Origin of the sequence: Megamonas rupellensis DSM 19944, assembly GCF_000378365.1 — a bacterium.
GTDB lineage: Bacteria > Bacillota > Negativicutes > Selenomonadales > Selenomonadaceae > Megamonas > Megamonas funiformis.
The window spans coordinates 20,124-42,838 of record NZ_KB899573.1 but is presented as its reverse complement, the minus strand read 5'-3'; the positions used below and the strand labels follow the sequence as shown (position 1 = coordinate 42,838).

Here is a 22,715-nt window from a genome sequence, read left to right as displayed (position 1 = left end):
TTTACTATTACTCTATTTATATTTTATATAGGAACAATCATGAAAAAATATATACTTCATCGTTTACTCTATTTAATACCTATTTTATTAGGTATTACTTTATTCACTTTTATTTTATTACATTCAACTAATGATATTGTCGATATCATGGAACTAAATCGTGGAGTCGTTTATTCAGAAGCCACTAAAACACAAATTCGCCAAGATTTAGGCTTAGACCAGCCGATATTTATTCAATATGTAAATTGGCTATTATCCATATTATCTGGCAATATGGGAACTTCTTATCTTTCCGGAAAAGATGTTTCTTCTCTATTTTTTGATAAATTGCCACAGACTTTATATCTGACACTTAGCTCTATCTTATTGACTCTATTGATATCTTTGCCACTTGGTATTTTATCAGCGATTAAACAAAATAAAATAATTGATTATATTATTCGCTTATTTAGTTTTATTGGCAATTCCTTACCTGGATTTGTAGTGGCTCTAATTTTAATTTATATTTTCTCCGTACAATTAAAATTAATTCCTGTTTTAATTGATAATAATTTTATCGGTCTTATTTTACCTTCCATAGCACTTGCCCTGCCTATGAGTGCAAAGTATATCCGCCAAATTCGCATTGTAGTCATTGAGCAACTTCATCAAGATTATGTACGCTGTGCTAAAGCTCGTGGTTTAAAATTATCTACAATTTTAATTCACAGTATTTTAAAAATGATTACACTTCCACTTTTAACGCTTATCTGTCTATCTATTGGTTCACTTTTAGGTGGTAGTGCCATCATTGAAACTATTTTCCGCTGGGACGGTGTCGGAAAATTGGCTATTGATGCTATCAACCTTCGCGATTATCCCATCGTTTTAGCATATGTATTTTATCTCTCTCTTATCTATATGTTTATCAATCTGATTGCAGATATCTTATATCATTATTTAGATCCTAGAATAAAACAACAATGGAAAGCTTAATATGAATACTAATTTTAAATTTTATTTATTAACTTGTGCTATTTGCATTTTACTATTCATCACTATCCTAGCACCTTATATTGTACCGTTTGATCCCTATGAACAAAATTTAGCCAATACACTACAAGCACCTAATGCTATACACTTACTCGGCACAGATAAATATGGTCGCGATATCTTTTCTCGCATCTTAATCGGTGCTCAAACGACTATTTTTTCTTCATTATTTCTCGTCATTATATCAAGTGTTTTCGGTTCTTTAATCGGTGTTATCTGTGGCTATTTTGGCAAAAACTTAGACAATCTTTTAATGCGAATCACAGATATTTTTCTTGCTTTTCCAGGAATTATCTTTGCTATCGCTTTAGTTGGCATTTTAGGCGGTAGTATTTTCAATGCCATACTGGCACTTTCATTGATTTCCTGGCCCAAATTTGCACTACTTGCTCGCAGTCAAACTTTAGTTTTAAAAAATTCCCTATTCATTAAAGCAAGCATTATCAATGGTTCTAGTGATTTCAAAATTATCTACAAACATATTTTACCCAATATATTCCCCATTTTACTCACTACGGCCACTTTAAATATCGGCACTATGATTATGGAAATTGCTGGTCTATCTTTTTTAGGCTTAGGTGCTATGCCTCCATCAGCAGAATGGGGTGCCATGATGAGCAGTGGCCGTATTTTTTTACAAATTGCTCCATGGATGATTTTAGCTCCTGCTGCTGCTATTTTTCTCACAGTATTACTATTTAATCTATTCGCTGATGTACTCAATGATAAACTAGATCCTAAACAATTATCCTAAAACAAAATAGGAGGTTTTCATGTCTTTTTCTAAAGTCCTAGCATTATGTTTATTTTTAATGAATTTTTATTTAACAGGTTGTACTTCCAATAACACTACTTCTTCCACAGAAAAAGTATTTCATTTCGGCACTACTGCCTATGGTATTGAAATGGGCAATACTGGTCTAAATCCGCACCATGATTATTCCGGCTGGTCAGCAGTTCGCTATGGTGTTGGCGAAACTTTATTTAAATTTAATGATAAAATGCAACTTGAACCATGGCTTGCTAAAAGCTATGAACAATTAGATGATTATACTGTAAAAATCACTTTAAAAGATAATATTAAATTTTCTAGTGGTAGAGCCTTAGATGGTCAAGCTGTCAAAGAATGTCTAGAAGATTTAATCAAAAATCATGACAGAGCTCCTTTTGATTTAAAAATTGCTTCAATCACAGCTGATGGTCAAGATATCATCATTAAATCACAAGAAAAAGTACCTGCTCTTTTAAATTATCTCAGCGATCCTTATGGTGCCATTATCGATATGCAATATGGTATTACTGCTGATAATAATGTAGCTGGCACTGGCCCCTTTGTCGCTACTAAAGTATCAGATAAACAAATTGAACTCGTAAAAAATCCTAATTACTGGAACGGCAATGTAGCCATGGATAAAGTAATTATAACTGAAGTAATAGATGGCGATACGCTCACTATGGCATTACAAACTGGAGAATTTGATGCTGTCCAAGGGCTTCCTTATGCTAATTTAGATTTATTCCAAAATAATCCTGATTATCATGTGAGTTCAATAGCTACTTCTCGCTGTTTTTTTGCCCAAATAAACTATAATAATCCTATACTTCAAGATTATAATATTCGCAAAGCTATAGCTATGAGTTTAGATAAACAAGGTTTTACGCATAACCTACTCCAAGATAATGGCTCTATAGCCATTGGTGCTTTCCCAGATAATTTCACCTTTGGTGGCGACAAATTACAAACTGTAAATTACAATCCAACAGAAGCTAAAGAACTATTAGCTCAAGCTGGCTGGATAGATAATGACGGTGATGGCTATGTTGATAAAAATGGACAAAAACTCATACTTCGCTGGCTGACTTATCCTGGTCGCCAAGAATTGCCCTTGCTTGCAGAAATCGCTCAAGCCAATCTAAAAACTATCGGCATTGACTTAAAAATCAACAATACTATCAATCAACAAGAATTTTTAGCTAGTGGAAACTGGGATATCTATGCCAGTGCCTTTGTAACTGCACCGACTGGCGATCCAGAATATTTCTTCACTACACATTGTCTCCAAAATTCAGCCAAAAATCGTGGTAAGTATTATAACGATAAATTAGAAATCTTAGCTCAAAAACTGCATAATGAATTCAATAGTCGAAAACGAGCTGACTTAGCAGTACAGATGCAACAGATTTTATTAGATGATTATGGCTTTATCTTCGCTTCTCATTTAAAAATGTCTTTTGTCTCTAAGTCCAAGGTCATAAATTTTGTAGCTCATCCTAGTGATTATTATGAAATCACTGCCGATTTAGACTTTAAATAACAAATAGGTAGGTCAATCATGTCCTTATTAACTATTCAAGATTTAACTATTTCCCATAATAAACAAAATATCTTAAAGAACATCAATCTAAAATTAAATACTGCTGAAATAATTGGAATTGCTGGCGGTTCTGGTTCTGGAAAAAGTACTTTATTAAATAGCATTTTACATCTATTGCCCCAAGATTTTAATATTCAAGGTGAAATCCATTGGCAAGATAAAAATTTATACAACTTAAAAGCAAAACAATTAACTCATATCTATGGTAAAGAAATAGCCTTTATTTCGCAAAACCCGCAAACATTTTTTTGCCCTGTCCGCACTATAAAAAGTCAATTCATTGAAACCATATCAGCACATCAAAAAATCACAGCTGATGAAATCATCTCTCAAGCATTAGATATTTTTACCAAAATAGGTTTAAATGACGGCAAAAATATTTTAAATGCCTACCCCTTTATGTTATCTGGTGGCATGAACCAACGCATTAATATCGCTCTGACAATGATGTTAAAACCTCAATTATTAATTGCTGATGAGCCTACTTCTGCTTTAGATGTCATGTCCCAAGCTAAAGTTTTACAAGAATTATTACTAATGAAACAAAAATTAAATACGAGCATTTTATTCGTATCTCACAATTTAAAAGTTTTAGCCAAAATAGCAGATAAAATCATCATCATGCACCAAGGCAAAATAATTGAACAAAATCCCACAGAAATTCTTTTAGCCAACCCCCAAGAAGATTACACTAAAAAATTATTACAAGCCGTCATCATACTAAAAAAATAAACACCTAAAGAGGTGCTTTCATGCAAGAAATTTTAAAAGTCATTAATTTGACTAAAAACTATCTAAAAAATGACCATGATTTTAAAGCTTTAGATGATATAAATTTCACCCTACAAAAAGGCGATAGCCTTGCCATTGTCGGCGAAAGTGGCTGTGGCAAATCTACATTAGCCAATATTTTAATAAGACTTGAAACGCCAACTACAGGAGAAGTATTATTTAAAGATAAAAATATCCATCAATATTCTAAACAAGAATTAAAACAATTTTATCGCCAAGTACAAATGGTCTTTCAATTACCTCAAGAATCATTTAATCCGCGTCAACGTCTAGGCGATAGTATTATTGAGCCACTCATCAATATTGGTACAAACAAAGCTCAAGCAAAACAAATTTTAGATGATTTATTAACTAAGGTAGCTTTACCCTTGGAGATAAAAAATAAATATCCTCATCAAATAAGTGGTGGTCAATGTCAGCGTTGTGCTATAGCTAGAGCTATTTCTATTAAACCTCAAGTTTTAATCTGTGATGAAATAACATCTGCCTTAGATACGATAACGCAAATGGAAATTTTGAATTTACTATTAAAACTTCGCCAAGAATTAGATTTAAGCATTATTTTTATCTCTCATGATTTAGCTTTAGTCCAAAAATTATGTAATAAAATATTGATTATGTATCAAGGAAAAATCATTGAACGAGGCTTAACCTCAGAAGTTCTAAAAAATCCCCAAGAAGAATACACAAAAGAATTAATCAATATTTGTAGTTAAAACAAATATATAAAACAAAAAGATTGCACTAGAAAATTTTCTAATGCAATCTTTTTTATTTACTGCAATAATATCATTTAAATTTAATTAAAATCAATCATTACCTCTGAATTTATCTTTAAGAATAACATCATGAGAACCGCCTTCAACAATGCTTGTTGCGGAAACTAAAGTAAGTTTTGCTTTGTCTTGGAATTCTTTGATGTTTAATGCACCACAGTTGCACATTGTAGAACGCATTTTGCTAAGAGTTAACATAACGTTATCATGTAATGGTCCTGCATATGGAACGTAGGAATCAACACCTTCTTCGAAGGATAATTTTTTATCTCCACCGAGGTCATAACGTTGCCAGTTACGAGCACGATTAGAACCTTCGCCCCAATATTCTTTTAAGTAAGTACCATTGATACGAACTTTATTTGTTGGGCTTTCATCAAAGCGGGAGAAATAACGTCCGAGCATGAGGAAATCTGCACCCATAGCTAATGCAAGAGTCATATGATAGTCATGTACAATACCACCATCAGAACATACAGGAATATAAATACCTGTTTCTTTATAATATTCATCACGAGCTTCAACTACATCAATTAAAGCTGTAGCCTGTCCACGACCAATACCTTTTGTTTCACGAGTGATACAGATAGAACCACCACCGATACCAACTTTTACGAAGTCAGCACCTGCTTCAGCTAAGAAACGGAAGCCATCTTTATCTACTACGTTACCAGCACCAACTTTTACATCTTCACCGAAGTTTTCATGAATATATTTTAATGTCATTCTTTGCCATTCAGAAAAACCTTCAGAAGAGTCAATACAAAGTACATCAGCACCAGCTTTTAAAAGTGCAGGAACGCGTTCTGCATAATCACGAGTGTTGATACCAGCACCTACTAAATAACGTTTATTGTTATCTGTAAGTTCTAATGCATGTTCTTTGTTATCTGTATAGTCTTTTCTAAATACCATGTAGCGTAAACGTTGATTTTTATCAACAAGAGGTAACATATTTAATTTATGTTGCCAAATGAGGTCATTTGCCATAGACAATGTAGTAGTATCTGCATCAGCATAGATTAATTTGTTAAATGGAGTCATGAAAGTTTCAACTTTTGTATCCATGCTCATACGACTAACACGATAATCACGGCTAGTAACAATACCTACTAATTTTCCTGTTGGTGTACCATCTTCAGTAACAGCCATTGTAGAATGTCCAGTTTTAGCTTTTAATGCTAATACTTCGCCTAAAGTAGTAGAAGGCATAATATTAGAATCACTACTTACAAAACCAGATTTATAATTTTTTACACGACTAACCATTGCGGCTTGGTCTTCAATACTTTGAGAACCGTAAATAAAGGAAATACCGCCTTCTTTTGCAAGTGCAATAGCCATTGTATCATTAGATACAGCCTGCATGATAGCGGAAGTCATTGGAACATTAAGCTTTATTTTTGGTTCTTCACCTTTTCTGAATTTTACAAGTGGAGTTTCAAGAGAAACATTTGCAGGAATGCATTTTTCAGAAGAATAACCTGGAACTAATAAATATTCCCCAAAAGTATGAGATGCTTCTTTAAAATAATATGCCACGACAATACCTCTTTCCTTATTTTTTATAGTACTAGTATAACGCAAAATAAAATGTAATAAAAGTATTTTCTAGATAATAGTATTATTTTTCTTATTTGTCAACTACTATTAAACAAAATTAATAAAAACGGCTGCAATTTCTACAGCCGTTTTACACTTTTTTATTCTACTGTTACAGATTTAGCAAGATTACGAGGTTTATCTACATCACAACCACGAGTAATTGCTGCATAATAAGCAAGTAATTGTAAAGGTACTACAGTTAAAAGTGGAATTAATAATTCATCTGTAGCTGGAACTTTAATTACATGGTCTACATATTTTTCAAGTTCATTATCATCTTCAGCCGCAATACCAATCATAACTGCATCACGAGCTTTTACTTCTTTAATATTGCTTAAAGTTTTTTCATATACACTTTTTTGAGTTGCAAGAGCAATAACAGGCACACCAGATTCAATCAATGCAAGTGTTCCATGTTTTAATTCACCAGCTGCATATGCTTCAGCGTGAATATAGGAAATTTCTTTTAATTTTAAAGAACCTTCAAGTGCTACATTATAGTCTAGAGAACGACCAATGTAGAATACATCATTGTTAAATGCATAATTTTTAGCAAAAGTTTTGATTGGTTCTACATCTTCTAAAGTACGATTTATTTCATCTGGAAGTAAACGAAGCTGTGTTAAAAGTTCATGAGTTCTTTCAGTTGTAATAGTACCTTTTAAGCCAGAAACATACATAGCAAATAAGAACATTGTTACAAGCTGAGTTGTATATGCTTTTGTAGAAGCTACAGCGATTTCTGGGCCAGCCCATGTGTACATTACCTGATCAGCTTCACGAGCGATAGAAGAACCTACTACGTTTGTAATAGCTAAAGTTTTTGCACCAAGACGTTTGGATTCTTTAAGTGCTGCAAGTGTATCACTTGTTTCACCAGACTGACTGATAACAATTGTAAGTGTGTGTTCATCAATGATTGGATCACGATATCTAAATTCAGAAGCGATATCAATTTCTACTGGTATACGAGCTAATTTTTCAATGTAATATTTACCTACAAGACCAGCATGATAAGCTGTACCACAAGCTACAATATAGATTTTATTAAAGTTTTCTACATACTCTTTAGTCCATTTTAATTCATCTAAAACAACTTGTGTATTTTCTTTATTGATACGTGGAGAAATTGTATCTCTTACTGCTTTTGGCTGTTCATGAATTTCTTTTAACATGAAATGTTCATATCCGCCTTTTTCAGCAGCTTCAGCATTCCAATTTACTTCAAATACTTTTTTAGTAATAGGATTACCTTTTCTATCTGTTACCCAAATGCTATCTTTTTTAACTACTGCAATTTCGCCATCATTCATGATATAAGTACGACGAGTATACGCAATGATAGCAGGAATATCAGAAGCTATAAAGTTTTCACCTTCACCTAAACCGATTACTAGTGGATTATCTTTTTTAGTACAAATAAGTGTATCTGGATAATCTTGGCACATGAAAGCAAGAGAATAAGAACCTTCAATTCTATTCAATACTTTATTTACAGCTTCTACAAAATCGCCTTCATAAACATCTTCGATTAAATGAGCTACAACTTCAGTATCTGTTTCAGAAACAAATTTATGTCCTTTAGCTATTAATTCTTCTTTTAAAGACATAAAGTTTTCGATAATACCATTGTGTACAATAGCGAATTTGCCAGAACAATCTGTATGTGGATGAGAATTCACATCAGATGGACGACCATGAGTTGCCCATCTAGTATGACCAATACCCATTACACCTTCAGGAGTATTATTTTTGATTTTTTCTTTTAATGCAGCTAAACGACCAACAGATTTTGCCACATTAATTTTTTCACCATCAAAAACAGCAATACCAGCAGAGTCATATCCTCTATATTCTAATTTTGTTAATCCATCAATTAAAAAATTAGCTGCCTGTTTTTCACCAACATAACCTACAATACCGCACATAAAAATATGCCTCCTAAAATTAAATTATTAAATTTTTGAAGATATATTTTCTGTATAAATCTTTTGCTGTATTGTCCTTTTAATCACTTAAAAGTTTTGCCAGCTACTATCGACTAGATTAAGCCGAGAAGCATCCGCTGATATTTTCGACGACTTCTTCCTCGTACTCTATTTCATAAATATAAAACAGAGCCAGCGCTAAAGTTTATATAAACCCTTTTATTATCTTTATATACAGAACTATATCAAAAAAGCATGCACAAAATTATTTCATCTTTGTGCATGCTCATATTTTAATTATAACTTATGATTTTGTCAATAGAAATAAAATAAATATATTTTTCTATTTATCCTTGCTGAGCTTTTACTACATCAGCAATTTTATAGCAGATTTCTTCCAATTCTTTTTGGTCAGGGCCTTCAGCCATTACACGAATTAAAGGTTCTGTACCAGATGGACGTACTAAAATACGACCATTTTCACCTAATTGTTGTTTGCCTTCTTCGATAGAAGCTTTTATAGCTTCATTATCTTCCCAACCATCTTTAGTAGCTACTTTTACATTTACTAAAAGCTGTGGATAACTTGTCATGATTTTTGTAATTGCAGAAGCTTTATGTCTTGTACGTTTTAAATAAGATAATACTTGAAGTGCTGTAACAGGGCCATCACCAGTAGTAGAAAAATCTGTAAAGATAATATGACCAGATTGTTCTCCGCCTAAGTTATAGCCATTAGCAAGCATATTTTCTAATACATATCTATCGCCTACAGCTGTGATTTCTGTACGTCCGCCATTTTCTTTAATAGCTTTATGGAAACCGATATTTGCCATAACTGTAGTAACTACAGTATTATCTTTTAATTTGCCTTTGCCCATCATATAAATAGCACAAGCTGCAATCATATGGTCGCCATCGATGAATTCACCATTTTCATCGATACATAAACATCTATCAGCATCACCATCATGAGCAATACCAATATCTGCTTTATGTTCTTTTACAGCTTCCATCAAAGATTCTAAATGTGTTGAACCGCAATTGTCGTTGATATTGATACCGTTTGGTTTATCGTGAATTACGATTACATCTGCACCTAAACGACGTAAAATTTTTGGCATAGCTTCATAAGATGCACCATTTGCGCAGTCTAAAACAATTTTCATACCTTCTAATTCGATATCAGTAGTTTTAGTTACAAAAGATACATATTCATCCAATAAATCATGACGATAAACTACATTACCAATTTTGTCATCTGTTGGACGATATAAATTATCATTATTTTCAATTTCATGTACTAATGCTTCGATTTCATCTTCTACAGCATCTGGTAATTTATAACCATCGCCACCAAAGAATTTAATACCATTATCATGGAATGGATTGTGAGAAGCAGAAATTACAATACCTGCATCAGCTTTATGTTTGCGAGCTAAATAAGCTACAGCTGGAGTTGGCATTACACCTGTTAACACTACATTACCACCAGCAGAACAAATCCCTGCAGATAAAGCTGCTTCATACATTGGACCAGATAAGCGAGTATCTCTACCAATATAGATTGTGCAAGCTTCGCCATCTTTCTTTGTAAAATAAATGGCAGCAGCACGTCCTAAGTTATAAGCTAATTCTGGTGTTAATTCAACATTTGCCTTACCTCTAACACCGTCAGTTCCAAACATTCTAGCCATAAAATAAACCCCTCTCAATTATTCTATAATATTTTCTATATAAGCATAAGCTGCATTTACGCCATCAACGGCAGCACTCATTATACCGCCAGCGTATCCAGCACCTTCGCCTATAGGATATAACCCTTTTATATTTTCAGACATATATGTTTGTCTGTTGCGGATAATTCTACATGGTGCAGAAGAACGCATTTCTACCCCAGTCATCACCACATGTTCACCTGCAAAACCTGGAATTTTCTTATCAAAATTAGGTAATGCTTCAGCCAACATCTGCGTTGTAAAATCTGGTAAACATTCGCGTAAATTGCAAAGCTTTACTCCCGGTTTATATGTTGGTTCTACTAAAAAATTATCATCACTTACTTTATCTTTTAAGAAATCGCCAACCGTTTGCACTGGTGCATGATAATTTTTACCACCACAAATATATGCCATTTCTTCATAATGACGTTGAAAAGCAATGCCATCTAAGACATTATGACCAAAATCATCTGGTGTTACATTGACGAGCAATGCACTATTTGCAATACCAGAATTACGTTTATAATTACTCATACCATTTACAACAACTCTGCCTAGTTCTGAAGCAGCAGCTACTACTTGACCACCTGGGCACATACAAAAAGAATATACACTTCTACCTTTTTGACGATTATTATAAGTCAATGAATAATCTGCTACTGGCAATAATTCACTTTTATAATCTTCACCATATTGAGCTTTATCAATTAAATCTTGCGGATGTTCTATGCGGACACCAATTGCAAAAGGTTTCGCTTCCATGGATATTCCCTTGGAATATAACAATTCATACGTATCTCTTGCACTATGACCAATACCTAAAAATACATCACTTGCTGTGAATTTTTCTTTATGATTGATTTCAACCCCACAGATTTTATCATCTTTTATTATAAAATCTGTAACTTGTGAATTAAAGAAAATTTCTCCGCCCAAAGCTTTTATCTTCTCACGAATATTTTTTACAACAATGCGCAAAATATCAGTACCAATATGTGGTTTATGCAGATATTTTATTTCTGGTGGTGCTCCAGCTTCTACAAAAGCTTCTAACACATCTGTAATTTTACTATCATTAATACGAGTTGTTAATTTGCCATCAGAAAAAGTTCCTGCTCCACCTTCGCCAAATTGTACATTCGAATTTTCTTTTAATTGTTCGCCTTGCCAAAATTTTTCAATATCTTGATGTCTAGTATCCACATCACTTCCACGTTCAAAAATAAGTGGCCGATATCCATTTTTAGCTAAAACTAAAGCCGAAAACATTCCCGCAGGGCCAAAACCAATTATTATCGGTCTAGATGTTTTACTTTTTTGACAATTAATTTTATCTGCTTTTTTTGTAGTTACGATTTCTACATTCTTGTCTTTTTTTAATCTAGCTAAAACTTTATTTTCTGCAATATTAACTTTCACATCTAATATATACACAAAATAAATAGGAGCTCCCTTATACCTTCTAGCATCAATCCCCTTACGAACAATTACCACCTCATCAATATGTTGAGGTGGTAACTTCAATCGTTTTGCAACTAAATCATTTATCGGAGATTGGTCATTAAATGGTACATTAAAATTTTTAATTCTTATCATTTAACAAACCTACTTCATCTTATTTTAACTTTATTTATTTGTTTTATTATCAGTTTTATTTTCTTTTGTTTCTATTTCTATCCATACAGTTACTTCCTGATTAGGAACATTTATATCTTCTGGCACAATTAAATTAACTGTTTGTTTCGTCGATTTTGTAACATTTGCCAAAGATATATTTTCTGTGGATAAATAAGTCATATTGCCAATAATATCAGGATTACCACTAACTTCTATTTTTTCAGGCTCTACCTTCACTGATTTTAAGATATAACCCATTGGCAAATCAGACATCAATGTCGGTTTTATATCGATAATTTTTTTGTTTAAACCTTTAGCCAAAATAATGGAAACATCTACTGTTTTAGGTAATAGCTTAACGCCTTCCACTTCTTTATCTTTGTCATTAACTGCAATAAGTGGCACTGTTACACTAAAGTTTTCATTATTTCCATTTACACCAATATAACCTACTGCCGCTGTTACTTTATTTAAAATGCTAACAGGGCCTTCAATTGTTATATTCTGTAAAGACTGTTCTACACTTGCTACCACTTTGCCATCACCTGGAATACCAGATAAATTCAAGCGAACAGGTACTTCTTTTTGCTCAATTTTATCAACATTTATAGATACTTTTGTTGGACCTGCTGAAATCAATTCAAAACCACTAGGTAAAACTGTCTGTATCTGTAAATCATGAATTCCATTTTCCACACCATTTAAATCTACATAAGCTCTGAAGCTAGATGTTTCTACATTTGAAAATAGCGAACGTGGTGCACGCACTTTCAATTTTACTTCTTCAACATCTTTGGATATTTGATATCCTTCTGGTGCATTAACTATTCCAATTGGCACTGTATAAGTATTTTCAATCTGCGGATTTTGGTCATTCATTACAAAAATCCAGCAACCTATGGCAACTATAAGTGCTAAACATTTTTCTGGAAGATTTTTTCTAAAAAAACTTATCATTTTTTTTGCCTCCATTTCAAGACAGCTTCTTTTAAGGTTGTCTTTCTTGGTGAAAATATTGGCATCAAATATTGTTTTAACTGTTCAGAATCTAAATGACGATATATTCTACCAGCTTCAGCCACAGAAATTGTTCCTGTCTCTTCACTGACAATAACAACTACAGCATCACATTGTTCTGATAAACCTATAGCTGCACGATGGCGAGTACCAAGCTCTGTGCTCAATGACCTATCATCAGTAAGTGGCAATAAACAACCTGCTGCAATCAAACGATTACCGCGTATAATGGCTGCTCCATCGTGTAGTGGAGTGTTTGGGATAAATACATTTAGTAAAAATTCAGCACTAACAATCCCATCAATTTTTATTCCACTTGCACAAATATCATTTAAACCCATATTGCGCTCAAGTACAATCAATGCTCCTGTTTTTGTAGATGATAATTTTGTAACAGCCTTATCCAATTCTGATACTAACGAACAAGCTTCTTCATAGTTCAACAACATTGAACGTTTGAAAAATCCACCTTCACCTATATGCTCTAAAGCACGTCGCAATTCTGGTTGAAATACAATTGGCAATGCTACAAATAATAAAGTAACAATCTTTTGTAATAACCAGTTTATAACATGCAATTCAAGCCAACTAGTAATAATCGCTAAAAGTAATAATATCAATAAACCTCTTGTCAAGGTTATCGCTCGTGTATTTTCTAACATTTTATACACTCGATATAAAATAAATGCCACAATTAAAATATCAAAGACATCTAATATGCCTATAGTTTTTATAAGACCTTCTAGCTGTATCAACATATAGATTACTACTCCCATCTATATTAAGTATAAAATTTAAATATAAAAATATTCTATTTAATTATAACAGATTTTATTTATCTTTATCTATTATTAATTATTCGCATAAATTTGTAAAGTTAATTTCGCATTTATCGTATTATTTTGTATAAAAATATTGCTATCTTGTATACTTACCAATCTACTATTTAAATTCAATTGATGTAAAAAATCAACTATAGCAAAATAATCACCTTGCAATACAAGTTCTATTTCTTCCTGCTTTAAATTATCTTGTGTACTCTTATTTTTAGGCATCATTTCTATGATATTCACTGATGAATATTTTGCCATATCATTTAATTGTAATAAAAACTTTTCTTCATCTATCTCTTGCGGTATTTTTTCTGTCAATAAATTTAAATTAAAATTTATCTTTTCTCTATAACTATCTATACTTTTATTTTTTGCCATAAAATCATAATAACCTATTAATTCTTCTTGTTGTTGATTTTTTTCAGTATTGAATATATCTATTTTCGAACTCACTATATTTCCTAAAAAAAATAGTATCATTATCCATAGACTAATGATACTTATGCAAATAATTAAATGTTTATAATCTTTATATTTCATTTTACCTCATCACTATCTTCATCGTAAAATCCAATAAATTATCTTCCGTATTAATCTTTATCTCTCCAATTTCACTCGTTTGGAAAAATCTTATTTCCGATAATTTCTCTTTATATACAGCTATATTTTGATAATTTTTCGCTCGTCCTTTCAAAAAAATTTTTCCATCTTTTATCTTCAAATCAGTTAAAGCTACATCATCTACTGTATTTGCACCTAAATTAATTAAAATAGCATATATATTCACTGATTTTTCTTCTAAATTCTGTACTAATTTTTGTTTATCTTTAATTAAAGCTTCTTGTTGTTTTAGCTGCTCTATATCATCTATATCATTTTGTACTAAAGCTATTTCTTCTTTTATATTTTGTTCCTGTCTTTCTGCTTGATAATATTTTGTAATTGCATAACCACCTAAACAACAACTACAAGATAATAAAATAGTTATCAACAATAAATATATATTTTGCCAATTTAAACAACTCAACTGTTGTTTTTTAGGCAAAAATTCTTGATATTGTCGCTGTAAAAAACATACTAAAATTTTACTTATCACATCAAAATCTTCTATTTCCGCCAATAATTCTCTATCTATTTGTAGCTCACAATTAAAAATATCACTTTGTTTTTCTACTCTATACCTCTTTATATATTCATCTTCTGCTATCACATCTATTTTTACATCATTTTGACAAAATACACTATACAAATTAAGATTTTGCTCTTTTGCCAATTGTTGCCATAAATCCACTAAATTCTTATTAATTAAATTCACTTTTAAATTATAATTTTCTTTTTCATCTTCTAATGTATATGTATAATAATACTCCTTTAACTTTATATCTTCCTGTAACTCCCAATACAGGGCTTTTTTTATTTCCGACAAAGGCATACGAGGAAAACTATAATGTAAAATCTGCTGTTTTTGCTCAGCAAAGTTTATCACTAAATATTTTATATTTTCTCGTTCTTGTTCCTTATAAAATCTATATAAAATCTCTTGATAAAAATTAATATCTTCATTATTTTTCTGAATTTTTTCCGCATAAAAATGAATGATTTGCCATCTATCATCAGTTATTTTCTGCACTGTCAGCAAAGAAAGTTTATCTTCTTCTATATAAGCAAATATAAACTTAGCAAAATCTCTTATATATAATTTTCTTCCTATTTTCTTTAACTCTCTTTTAACGTTCCCAACGCTGTACAATGCAATCATCATCTTTCTTTTGTAAATAAATACAATTTTGATTTGTAATATCTTCTAAATTACTTTCTACAATTAATTTGTATATATCTTGATTATATATCTGCATTAAATATGCTTTTATCTTTACAGATTTTTTCATCTGTTTATCCATTACTGTCTTTTCATCTACTACAATAGCCTCATCAAATTCATCTTTACCTTGTGCCTTCATGCAATCATCTTGCCATTTTTCTTTATCATATTTATATATATCAATTAAATTTAAACTCTCACTTATTGTATAATTTTTAGTCTGCATATTCATTTTTAATATTTCTAAACTATCATTTTCTGTAAGACTTAATCTATAAATATACAAAGAAAAAACAGCCATTAAACTCAAAACAATCAGCATAGAAATACTTATCATACCATCTTCTTTGTCCATGATTAAACCCTCATTTTTCTTCAATTATTTCTTCGATTAAGGCTCTACATTATCCATTATTTTTGCATTTCGCTGTAAAACTACTGTAGTAAGTTTAAATTCTTGATTAGTTCTATAAGTTTTACCAATTACATCTAACTGATATAAGTCATCGCCAATTTTACGACAACTATAACTTATATTATCATTACCAAAATAATTTTCGCTATTTAACGGCTGTTTTGCTCGAATAGTATATATATCATTATTCAATTTGGATATTTCACAACGATAAATAATCGCTCCTTCTTTGCGAAAACCGATATATTTTTCCATATCATCAGAATTAGCTGTAGCCCTTCTTTTTGTCGCAATAATCAATGTTTCTTTATGTGCAAAATCTATCTGGTCTATGATTTCATCAGCATAAGTAATTTCTGTTGCCATATTCTCCAAAATATTTTTCGTCTGTTCTTGCAATATCCAATTGTCAATATAGTTAAAGATACTACTGCTAATGGCTTGCACTATGACTAAAATAGCAATTATTAAACTAAAAATTAACGGCAAAATTATCAATGCATCACCTACAATAAAGCCTTGTTGTTCATTTAATAGCTTCTCTTTTAATTTCTCTTTCTTGATATTCCATCTCTTCTTGATCATGATAGCGCCAGCTTATTTCAATACTGATTTCATCTATATCATCTTGAAAAATTTCATTTTGTTTTATCATATATTTCATACCATTACATTCTATTTGATTGGGAATAATATTTGCTTTTTGTTCTTCCATGAGATTTAAATATCCTTGTGCTAAATATATCGCCGTCATTCTATAACCATTGTTTAACTGTTGATTTCTCAAAATTCCCATACAAATATATATCATTGCTACACTAGACAATATAGCCATCAAAATCAATAATTCTATATGCAAAAATCCATTTTCATCTTTATTTAAATTTTGCCACATATTCATGATGAGTCCTCATAAGAATTTATTATACGTATTCTACCCACACGATTTATCACAATATATTTTGCTGTATTTCCACTATAAATTTTTATCGTTTTATTTGGCCAACTGTTGTATAAACTATTTTGGCGAAAAACATAAAAATTAGCATTATCATCAAAATCTATATTTATATCATCAGGCAAGTAATATACTTCTTCTACTGTATTTTCATTTAATTTCAATATATATTTATCTCTATAAATATAACAATGTGGTCTAAAATCACTATCTTTCATATAATGATAATTTCTTGAACGCTCCTGCACATTCATCAATATACTGACTAAATTTATTGCTTCATTATTGACCTGCTGTTCTTCACTGGCAAAATCAACAAATATCACACTCTGTGTAAACAATGCTATAATCCCTGTCATTATAATTAATTCTATATACCACATTTGCAATTAACCTATAAAACTAAGCCACAAATTTAAAATATCATCAGCTTCAAAAAAAGCTATGATATTTCCTAAGATAAGCATTGGTGCAAAAGATATCTTTTCTTTTTTACTCACTTTATTTATATTCCTTAAACAAAAATAAATGGCTACAACTCCGCCAAAAATAAAACTTACATATATCGCCACTATACATTGAGGATAATTACACCATAAAGCTAAAACTAAAGCTAATTTCAAATCTCCTGCACCCATTAATTGCTTAGGGTAAAAATATATCATACCAAAGATAATTAAATTGATTAATAATGCATAGATTACTTTTTCTAAATTTATATTAAAAATCATTAATCGAATAGCTAAAATCAATCCTAGATATAATAAACTCTTATTTTTTATTTTCAAAGTCTTAAAATCTACCCAAGCAATTTTGCCTAAATACATACAAACAATCAAATCATAAATAAAACTTGCTTCCATTTTATTACTTATCTCTTTAATATTTATCTCTATTTATGAATATTATTCACCAGTATTTTTACCAAATTCCATTCTAGTTTTTCCCATAAAAGTAGCATTTGTTTTATCTGAATTTAGACTATAATTTTCTCCTGTTTCATTAGAAGTCAAAACGCCATTTACATATACATCTCCAGTAGGTGCCTTTATATTTTCTACATCAATATATTCATCTAAATCACTTATATCCTGTGGTGCTCTATTATTTTGGACTTTATACATTGCTATTGCTGTATCTAAAGATTGCAAATCAGCTTGTACTCTAGATGTATTTGCCATAGCTAAAGATTCATTAAATTTCGGTAGGGCTATTGCTGTCAAAATAGCAATAATTGCTACAACAATCATCATCTCAATCAAAGTAAAACCATCTTCACTTAGTTTTAATTGTTCAATTTTATTCATCATTTTTATCATTCTTTCTCATAATAACTAAAAATTTATAAACCAATATTATTTACCAAATCAAATAAAGGCATAATAATAGCTATAATAAATACTCCCACAATAAAGCCCACGCTTATCATCAATATCGGCTCTAATAGTTGCAAGCATATCTTTATTGTATTATCTAATTCTTTTTCCCAAAAACTAACTAAATAAGACAATATATCTTTTAACATACCTGTTTTTTCGCCAATATCTATGAATTCTTGTAAAATATTTACGCTCAACGAAACTTTAGCAAAAGCATCAGCTAATGAAAAACCTTGCTTTACTAAATTTTGCACCGTTTTTAAATTGTCTTGTACTAATATATTGTGATTGCTATTTAACATAATATTTAAAGCTTCATCTATACTGATACCACTTCCCAATAAAAAAATTAGCTGATTAACTATATTTACTAAATAAAACTTTCGCAAGAAATCACCAAATACAGGCAATTTTAATATATATTTCAAAAAAATTAATCTTAATTTATCTTTTTGCCCTACCAAAATAATAGCTATAAAAATCATCAATAAGAATGTGCATAATTTTATAAAATGAGCTTTTATATTTAAACCTATAGATAAAATAGTTACTGTTAAATAAGGTAAATCAATATGCATACGTTGAAAAATATCTGCAAATGCTGGAATGACTAAAAAAATCATCAACATAATTACTATTGCCAGAACGCACAACAAAAAAACTGGATAAATACATATCTGCCTCAATTTTTGTTTTAATTCATATTCTTTGGCTAAAAAAACTCCTGTGTCTTTCAATGCTTCTGCTAATAGACCTGTATGTTCTGCTATATTTATTGAACTTATTAAATACGCAGGTAAATTAAAATTTTTTTGCCATATAGCAGATAAATTTTCACCTTCATTTAAGCCTATAATTGTTTTTTCTATAAAATTTTTTATATTTTTATCACGTAAATTATTCTTAACTATTTTTAAAGCCTCTATAATATCTATTCCTGACTCTAAGATAATTGACAATTGCTGGCAAAGTAAAATCACTTGTTTATTAGTAATCTTCTCATCTTTTCCTATGCTTTTTATATATTCTTTTATACTATAGATATCATTATTGTGTATAGCTATTATCAAATATTGTTCTCGCCTTAAATAATCAATCACCTCCAATTTATTATTTGCTACTAAAGAACCCTTTATTAAATTGCCTTGTTGATAATCTCTTGCTATATAAAAAAATTTAGTCATCATCTTAACCTATATACTTCTTTGCTATTTTTTCATCTATTAATTTAGCTTTAACTAATTTTTCTATATCATCTTGTATAAACTGCATACCATTTTGTCTATTTAATTGCATCTGCGAAATCAACTGTGATAATTGATTTTTACTGATTAAATTTTTGACTGCTGTACTTGCCAATAAAATATCCATACAACAAACTAAATTTTCATCCATCGTCGGGATTAATTTTTGAATGATAATACTGTTTAACGAACTTGCAATCTGCATACTAATAGCTTCTATCTGTTCTTGATTAAAAAAACTTTCCATGCGTATTATCGCTTCTATCACCGAAGAAGCATGTAATGTTCCTAAAACTAGATGACCTGTTTCAGCAGCATTTAAACAAGCTTTCATCGTTTCTGTATCTCTTATTTCTCCTACCATTATCACATCTGGGTCTTGTCGCATTGCCATCTTTATAGCTTCACTGAAATTTTCAAAATCTACATGGTATTCTCTTTGATGAATTAATGATTTCTTATTAGTAAATACATATTCTATAGGCTCTTCTAAAGTTATGATATGCTTAAATTTATTTTGATTTATATACTCTATCATAGAAGCTAACGTCGTTGATTTTCCTGTTCCTGTAGCACCACAAATCAGTATTAAACCATTATCATTATGCAAAATATCTCGCAAGACTTTTTGCTGATAAAAATTCTCTATAGGCTTTACATTATCATTTATCAATCTAATAGCCATACCATAGCCTTTATAAATCATATAGATATTTATCCTAAACCTTCTATTATTAAATTCATAAGCATAATCTATCACTTTATTTTGCCTAAATAGCATTTTCTGTGTTTCATTTAATGTATTTTCTATCACTTCCTTAAAATCTTCTCTTGTAAAAAATTCATCTTCCCAAATATTCAACTTATTATTTTGGCGATAATATATATTTTTGTCAGTAGTTAAATGAATATCTGACCACTTACACGCTATCGCTTTTTGTAAAATTTCTAGGAACTTCATTTATTTGATATACTCCATTTAAAGTTTTCCATACTTCCTGAGCTGTAGTTATGCCCTGTAAAACTTTCATCTTTCCATCATCTAATAAAGATTTAAAATCTGTTAACCTCGCCTCTCGTTTTAAATTCACATCAACATCATCTCTACTGATTAAATATCTCATTTTTTCTGTAGGTCTTAAAATCTCTTGCAGAGCTATTTGACCTAAAAAACCTGTATAATTACAATATTTACACCCCTTTCCCTTATATAAATCCATACCTAAATAAAAATCTTTTCCTAAAAAAAATGCTTCTAAAGAATTTTCACTTGGTTTATAACTAACTTTACATTTAGGGCAAATCTTTCTCACTAATCGCTGTGAGGTCATACCTAATAAAGCAATGCTAAGCATCACAGGACTGACTCCTAAATCAATTAATCTAGCTGGCACACCCAAAGCATTTTTAGTATGCAAAGTAGTTAATACTAAATGACCCGTCAATGCCGTAGTTATCGCTTGCTTAGCTACCATTTCATCTCTTATTTCTCCTATCATTACAATATCTGGGTCTTGTCTAAGTGAGGCTTTCAAAGCTACAGCATAATCCATGCCTGCTTTTTGATTTATTTGCATCTGATTTATACCATCTAGATTTAACTCTACAGGATCTTCAATCGTAATAATGTTAGTATCTAACCTATTCAAATAATTTAAACTAGCATAAAGTAAAGTAGATTTTCCAGAATTTACAGGGCCTGTTATCACAATAAGACCACTTGAAGCACTTATCATATCTTTAAAATATTTTAAATTCATTTTAGAAAATCCCATTTGATTTAAATTCAACAGATTTTCTTTATTCCCCAATAGTCGCAAAACCACTTTTTCGCCAAAAAGTACAGGTATAGTAGATATCCTGATATCTATATTTTGAGCAGGAAAAATAAATTTTCCATCTTGTGGCAAACGCTTTTCTGCTATATCTAGATTACTTATCAATTTTAAATATGATATCAAAAAGTTACTGATCTTATTTGAAGCTTTATAAATCAATATCAATTTTCCATCTATTCTATAGCGAATTTGCAAATATTTTTCCTGTGGCTCTAAATGAATATCACTAGCTTGCAATTTATAGGCATTTTCTAACAAACAATCTATAAAATCAGCTACAGGTGATTTATTACGATAACCTTGCAATATATTATGTTTGCCCTGTAATTGCAAATTTCTCATTATTTTTAATGATAATTGCTCCAAATCCTTTTCTATTTCCATTTACTTCATCTTCGTTTCTAAAATAAAAATAGATGTACAGGCCTCATCTCAATCTCACCCATACATCTATGTTCATAGCGGTCTAAACAAACCTTTATTTATTTTTATTCAAATAATCATGTAACGTTTTCACCATGATATCCACATTTATATCTTTATCAGTCCATAAATGAAGTGCTGCTGCTCCTTGTTCAGCTAACATTCTTTCACCATTTAATATTTTATGCCCATATTCTTTGGCTTCTTGTAAAAATTTAGTTTCAGCAGGGATATATACAATATCATAAACAAACGCAGATTTTTTTACACTTTCCCAAGCAACAGGTGGTTTACTATCGATATTGCCTTCCATTCCTAAAGGAGTAGTATTTACTAATAAATCAGCTTGAGCTAAATATTGTTTAAATTCTTCACTATGCCAATCACACACTTTTATATCAACTAAATCATTAAAATCATTTGCTAATAATTGTGCTTTTGCTGGATTTCTAACGGCTAAGATGATATTTTTTATTTCTTGTTTTATCAAGCCACAAACAACTGCTCTACAAGCTCCACCAGCTCCTAAAATCACAGCTGTTTTATCTTTTATTTCCACATCTTCCTTTACTAATGGATTGATAAAACCAATAGCATCTGTATTATATCCATATAATTTACCATCTTTTATATGTACAGTATTTACAGCTCCTATTAATTTTGCCATCTCATCTATTTCATCTAAATACTGCATGATATTTACTTTATGCGGAATAGTTACATTAAATCCTGTAAAATTTAATGCTTTTAACCCTATTACTGCTTTTTCTAAATCCTCAGGAGCTATCGGCATAGCAATATATGCATAATCAATACCTGCTTTTTGTATAGCTGTATTTTGAATAACTGGCGATAATGAATGTTTTATAGGATAACCAATTACTCCTAAATTTTTTGTTTTTCCTGTAAATACCATAATTTCGCTTCCTTTACTTTAATT

Annotated in this window: 23 protein-coding genes; 5 read left to right on the top strand and 18 right to left on the bottom strand. The window is 30.6% G+C overall.

What is annotated here, in order from left to right:
- Nucleotides 1–39 precede the first annotated feature (39 nt).
- The 5 genes from F553_RS0104365 to F553_RS0104345 are packed head-to-tail and all read left to right on the top strand — an operon-like array spanning nt 40 to nt 4,915.
- Nucleotides 40–975, top strand: a complete 936-nt coding sequence (locus F553_RS0104365; RefSeq protein WP_018999151.1) for an ABC transporter permease — start codon at nt 40–42, stop codon at nt 973–975.
- A gap of 1 nt (nt 976) precedes the next feature.
- The gene (gene nikC / locus F553_RS0104360; protein ID WP_018999150.1) at nt 977–1,786 is read left to right on the top strand and encodes a nickel transporter permease; all 810 of its coding nucleotides are present in this window, start codon (nt 977–979) and stop codon (nt 1,784–1,786) included.
- A 19-nt stretch (nt 1,787–1,805) separates the two neighbouring features.
- Nucleotides 1,806–3,347 (top strand): ABC transporter substrate-binding protein, encoded by a 1,542-nt coding sequence (locus F553_RS0104355; protein WP_018999149.1) that lies wholly within the window; start codon nt 1,806–1,808, stop codon nt 3,345–3,347.
- A gap of 18 nt (nt 3,348–3,365) precedes the next feature.
- The gene (locus F553_RS0104350) at nt 3,366–4,139 is read left to right on the top strand and encodes an ATP-binding cassette domain-containing protein (protein WP_018999148.1); all 774 of its coding nucleotides are present in this window, start codon (nt 3,366–3,368) and stop codon (nt 4,137–4,139) included.
- A 20-nt stretch (nt 4,140–4,159) separates the two neighbouring features.
- Complete coding sequence (locus tag F553_RS0104345) at nt 4,160–4,915, top strand: ABC transporter ATP-binding protein (RefSeq protein WP_018999147.1); 756 nt, start codon at nt 4,160–4,162, stop codon at nt 4,913–4,915.
- A gap of 93 nt (nt 4,916–5,008) precedes the next feature.
- Here F553_RS0104345 and F553_RS0104340 read toward each other — a convergent pair whose 3' ends face one another.
- From F553_RS0104340 to F553_RS0104255, 18 genes are all read right to left on the bottom strand, one after another.
- On the bottom strand, nt 5,009–6,517 hold the full coding sequence (locus F553_RS0104340) for an IMP dehydrogenase (RefSeq protein WP_018999146.1): 1,509 nt from the start codon (nt 6,515–6,517) through the stop codon (nt 5,009–5,011).
- A 161-nt stretch (nt 6,518–6,678) separates the two neighbouring features.
- Complete coding sequence (glmS, locus tag F553_RS0104335) at nt 6,679–8,508, bottom strand: glutamine--fructose-6-phosphate transaminase (isomerizing) (RefSeq protein WP_008538534.1); 1,830 nt, start codon at nt 8,506–8,508, stop codon at nt 6,679–6,681.
- 347 nt (nt 8,509–8,855) lie between these two features.
- The gene (glmM, locus tag F553_RS0104330) at nt 8,856–10,205 is read right to left on the bottom strand and encodes a phosphoglucosamine mutase (protein WP_018999145.1); all 1,350 of its coding nucleotides are present in this window, start codon (nt 10,203–10,205) and stop codon (nt 8,856–8,858) included.
- Between the two features lie 18 nt (nt 10,206–10,223).
- Nucleotides 10,224–11,825 carry an NAD(P)/FAD-dependent oxidoreductase gene (locus tag F553_RS0104325; RefSeq protein ID WP_018999144.1) on the bottom strand — a complete coding sequence of 534 codons (1,602 nt, stop codon included), beginning with the start codon at nt 11,823–11,825 and terminating at the stop codon, nt 10,224–10,226.
- Nucleotides 11,826–11,855: 30 nt separating this feature from the next.
- Complete coding sequence (locus F553_RS0104320; protein WP_018999143.1) at nt 11,856–12,803, bottom strand: CdaR family protein; 948 nt, start codon at nt 12,801–12,803, stop codon at nt 11,856–11,858.
- Nucleotides 12,800–13,621 carry a diadenylate cyclase CdaA gene (cdaA, locus tag F553_RS0104315; RefSeq protein ID WP_008538539.1) on the bottom strand — a complete coding sequence of 274 codons (822 nt, stop codon included), beginning with the start codon at nt 13,619–13,621 and terminating at the stop codon, nt 12,800–12,802. Before cdaA ends, F553_RS0104320 begins: the two co-directional genes overlap by 4 nt.
- Nucleotides 13,622–13,714: 93 nt before the next feature.
- Entirely contained in the window at nt 13,715–14,149 is a 435-nt protein-coding gene (pilO, locus tag F553_RS0104310; protein ID WP_244263932.1) for a type 4a pilus biogenesis protein PilO, read from the bottom strand.
- Between the two features lie 88 nt (nt 14,150–14,237).
- On the bottom strand, nt 14,238–15,455 hold the full coding sequence (locus tag F553_RS0104305) for a PilN domain-containing protein (protein ID WP_018999141.1): 1,218 nt from the start codon (nt 15,453–15,455) through the stop codon (nt 14,238–14,240).
- Nucleotides 15,424–15,873, bottom strand: coding sequence for a hypothetical protein (locus F553_RS0104300; protein ID WP_018999140.1), 450 nt, complete (start codon nt 15,871–15,873; stop codon nt 15,424–15,426). The genes F553_RS0104305 and F553_RS0104300 overlap by 32 nt, the downstream gene beginning before the upstream one ends.
- Before the next feature lie 36 nt (nt 15,874–15,909).
- On the bottom strand, nt 15,910–16,518 hold the full coding sequence (locus F553_RS0104295; protein ID WP_018999139.1) for a hypothetical protein: 609 nt from the start codon (nt 16,516–16,518) through the stop codon (nt 15,910–15,912).
- Nucleotides 16,460–16,834 carry a hypothetical protein gene (locus F553_RS0104290; protein WP_018999138.1) on the bottom strand — a complete coding sequence of 125 codons (375 nt, stop codon included), beginning with the start codon at nt 16,832–16,834 and terminating at the stop codon, nt 16,460–16,462. The genes F553_RS0104295 and F553_RS0104290 overlap by 59 nt, the downstream gene beginning before the upstream one ends.
- Complete coding sequence (locus tag F553_RS0104285; RefSeq protein ID WP_224169659.1) at nt 16,831–17,232, bottom strand: hypothetical protein; 402 nt, start codon at nt 17,230–17,232, stop codon at nt 16,831–16,833. The genes F553_RS0104290 and F553_RS0104285 overlap by 4 nt, the downstream gene beginning before the upstream one ends.
- A 48-nt stretch (nt 17,233–17,280) precedes the next feature.
- Entirely contained in the window at nt 17,281–17,754 is a 474-nt protein-coding gene (locus tag F553_RS0104280) for a prepilin peptidase (protein ID WP_018999136.1), read from the bottom strand.
- 42 nt (nt 17,755–17,796) lie between these two features.
- Nucleotides 17,797–18,201: a prepilin-type N-terminal cleavage/methylation domain-containing protein gene (locus F553_RS0104275; protein ID WP_033405515.1), complete on the bottom strand. Its 405-nt coding sequence runs from the start codon at nt 18,199–18,201 to the stop codon at nt 17,797–17,799.
- 32 nt (nt 18,202–18,233) lie between these two features.
- Entirely contained in the window at nt 18,234–19,457 is a 1,224-nt protein-coding gene (locus F553_RS0104270) for a type II secretion system F family protein (RefSeq protein WP_018999134.1), read from the bottom strand.
- Nucleotide 19,458: 1 nt separating this feature from the next.
- Nucleotides 19,459–20,475 (bottom strand): type IV pilus twitching motility protein PilT, encoded by a 1,017-nt coding sequence (locus F553_RS0104265; RefSeq protein ID WP_018999133.1) that lies wholly within the window; start codon nt 20,473–20,475, stop codon nt 19,459–19,461.
- Nucleotides 20,435–21,736 (bottom strand): GspE/PulE family protein, encoded by a 1,302-nt coding sequence (locus F553_RS0104260; protein WP_018999132.1) that lies wholly within the window; start codon nt 21,734–21,736, stop codon nt 20,435–20,437. The genes F553_RS0104265 and F553_RS0104260 overlap by 41 nt, the downstream gene beginning before the upstream one ends.
- 94 nt (nt 21,737–21,830) lie before the next feature.
- Nucleotides 21,831–22,691, bottom strand: a complete 861-nt coding sequence (locus F553_RS0104255) for a shikimate dehydrogenase (protein ID WP_018999131.1) — start codon at nt 22,689–22,691, stop codon at nt 21,831–21,833.
- Nucleotides 22,692–22,715 lie beyond the last annotated feature (24 nt).

What these genes read in the sequence shown, in the direction of transcription:
- F553_RS0104365 (WP_018999151.1), top strand. Translation starts at nt 40, where the DNA reads ATGAAAAAATATATACTTCATCGTTTACTCTATTTAATACCTATTTTA.
- nikC (WP_018999150.1), top strand. Translation starts at nt 977, where the DNA reads ATGAATACTAATTTTAAATTTTATTTATTAACTTGTGCTATTTGCATT.
- F553_RS0104355 (WP_018999149.1), top strand. Translation starts at nt 1,806, where the DNA reads ATGTCTTTTTCTAAAGTCCTAGCATTATGTTTATTTTTAATGAATTTT.
- F553_RS0104350 (WP_018999148.1), top strand. Translation starts at nt 3,366, where the DNA reads ATGTCCTTATTAACTATTCAAGATTTAACTATTTCCCATAATAAACAA.
- F553_RS0104345 (WP_018999147.1), top strand. Translation starts at nt 4,160, where the DNA reads ATGCAAGAAATTTTAAAAGTCATTAATTTGACTAAAAACTATCTAAAA.
- glmS (WP_008538534.1), bottom strand. Translation starts at nt 8,508, where the DNA reads ATGTGCGGTATTGTAGGTTATGTTGGTGAAAAACAGGCAGCTAATTTT.
- glmM (WP_018999145.1), bottom strand. Translation starts at nt 10,205, where the DNA reads ATGGCTAGAATGTTTGGAACTGACGGTGTTAGAGGTAAGGCAAATGTT.
- F553_RS0104325 (WP_018999144.1), bottom strand. Translation starts at nt 11,825, where the DNA reads ATGATAAGAATTAAAAATTTTAATGTACCATTTAATGACCAATCTCCG.
- F553_RS0104320 (WP_018999143.1), bottom strand. Translation starts at nt 12,803, where the DNA reads ATGATAAGTTTTTTTAGAAAAAATCTTCCAGAAAAATGTTTAGCACTT.
- cdaA (WP_008538539.1), bottom strand. Translation starts at nt 13,621, where the DNA reads ATGTTGATACAGCTAGAAGGTCTTATAAAAACTATAGGCATATTAGAT.
- F553_RS0104305 (WP_018999141.1), bottom strand. Translation starts at nt 15,455, where the DNA reads ATGATTGCATTGTACAGCGTTGGGAACGTTAAAAGAGAGTTAAAGAAA.
- F553_RS0104300 (WP_018999140.1), bottom strand. Translation starts at nt 15,873, where the DNA reads ATGGACAAAGAAGATGGTATGATAAGTATTTCTATGCTGATTGTTTTG.
- F553_RS0104295 (WP_018999139.1), bottom strand. Translation starts at nt 16,518, where the DNA reads ATGATCAAGAAGAGATGGAATATCAAGAAAGAGAAATTAAAAGAGAAG.
- F553_RS0104290 (WP_018999138.1), bottom strand. Translation starts at nt 16,834, where the DNA reads ATGAATATGTGGCAAAATTTAAATAAAGATGAAAATGGATTTTTGCAT.
- F553_RS0104280 (WP_018999136.1), bottom strand. Translation starts at nt 17,754, where the DNA reads ATGGAAGCAAGTTTTATTTATGATTTGATTGTTTGTATGTATTTAGGC.
- F553_RS0104275 (WP_033405515.1), bottom strand. Translation starts at nt 18,201, where the DNA reads ATGATGAATAAAATTGAACAATTAAAACTAAGTGAAGATGGTTTTACT.
- F553_RS0104270 (WP_018999134.1), bottom strand. Translation starts at nt 19,457, where the DNA reads ATGATGACTAAATTTTTTTATATAGCAAGAGATTATCAACAAGGCAAT.
- F553_RS0104265 (WP_018999133.1), bottom strand. Translation starts at nt 20,475, where the DNA reads ATGAAGTTCCTAGAAATTTTACAAAAAGCGATAGCGTGTAAGTGGTCA.
- F553_RS0104260 (WP_018999132.1), bottom strand. Translation starts at nt 21,736, where the DNA reads ATGGAAATAGAAAAGGATTTGGAGCAATTATCATTAAAAATAATGAGA.
- F553_RS0104255 (WP_018999131.1), bottom strand. Translation starts at nt 22,691, where the DNA reads ATGGTATTTACAGGAAAAACAAAAAATTTAGGAGTAATTGGTTATCCT.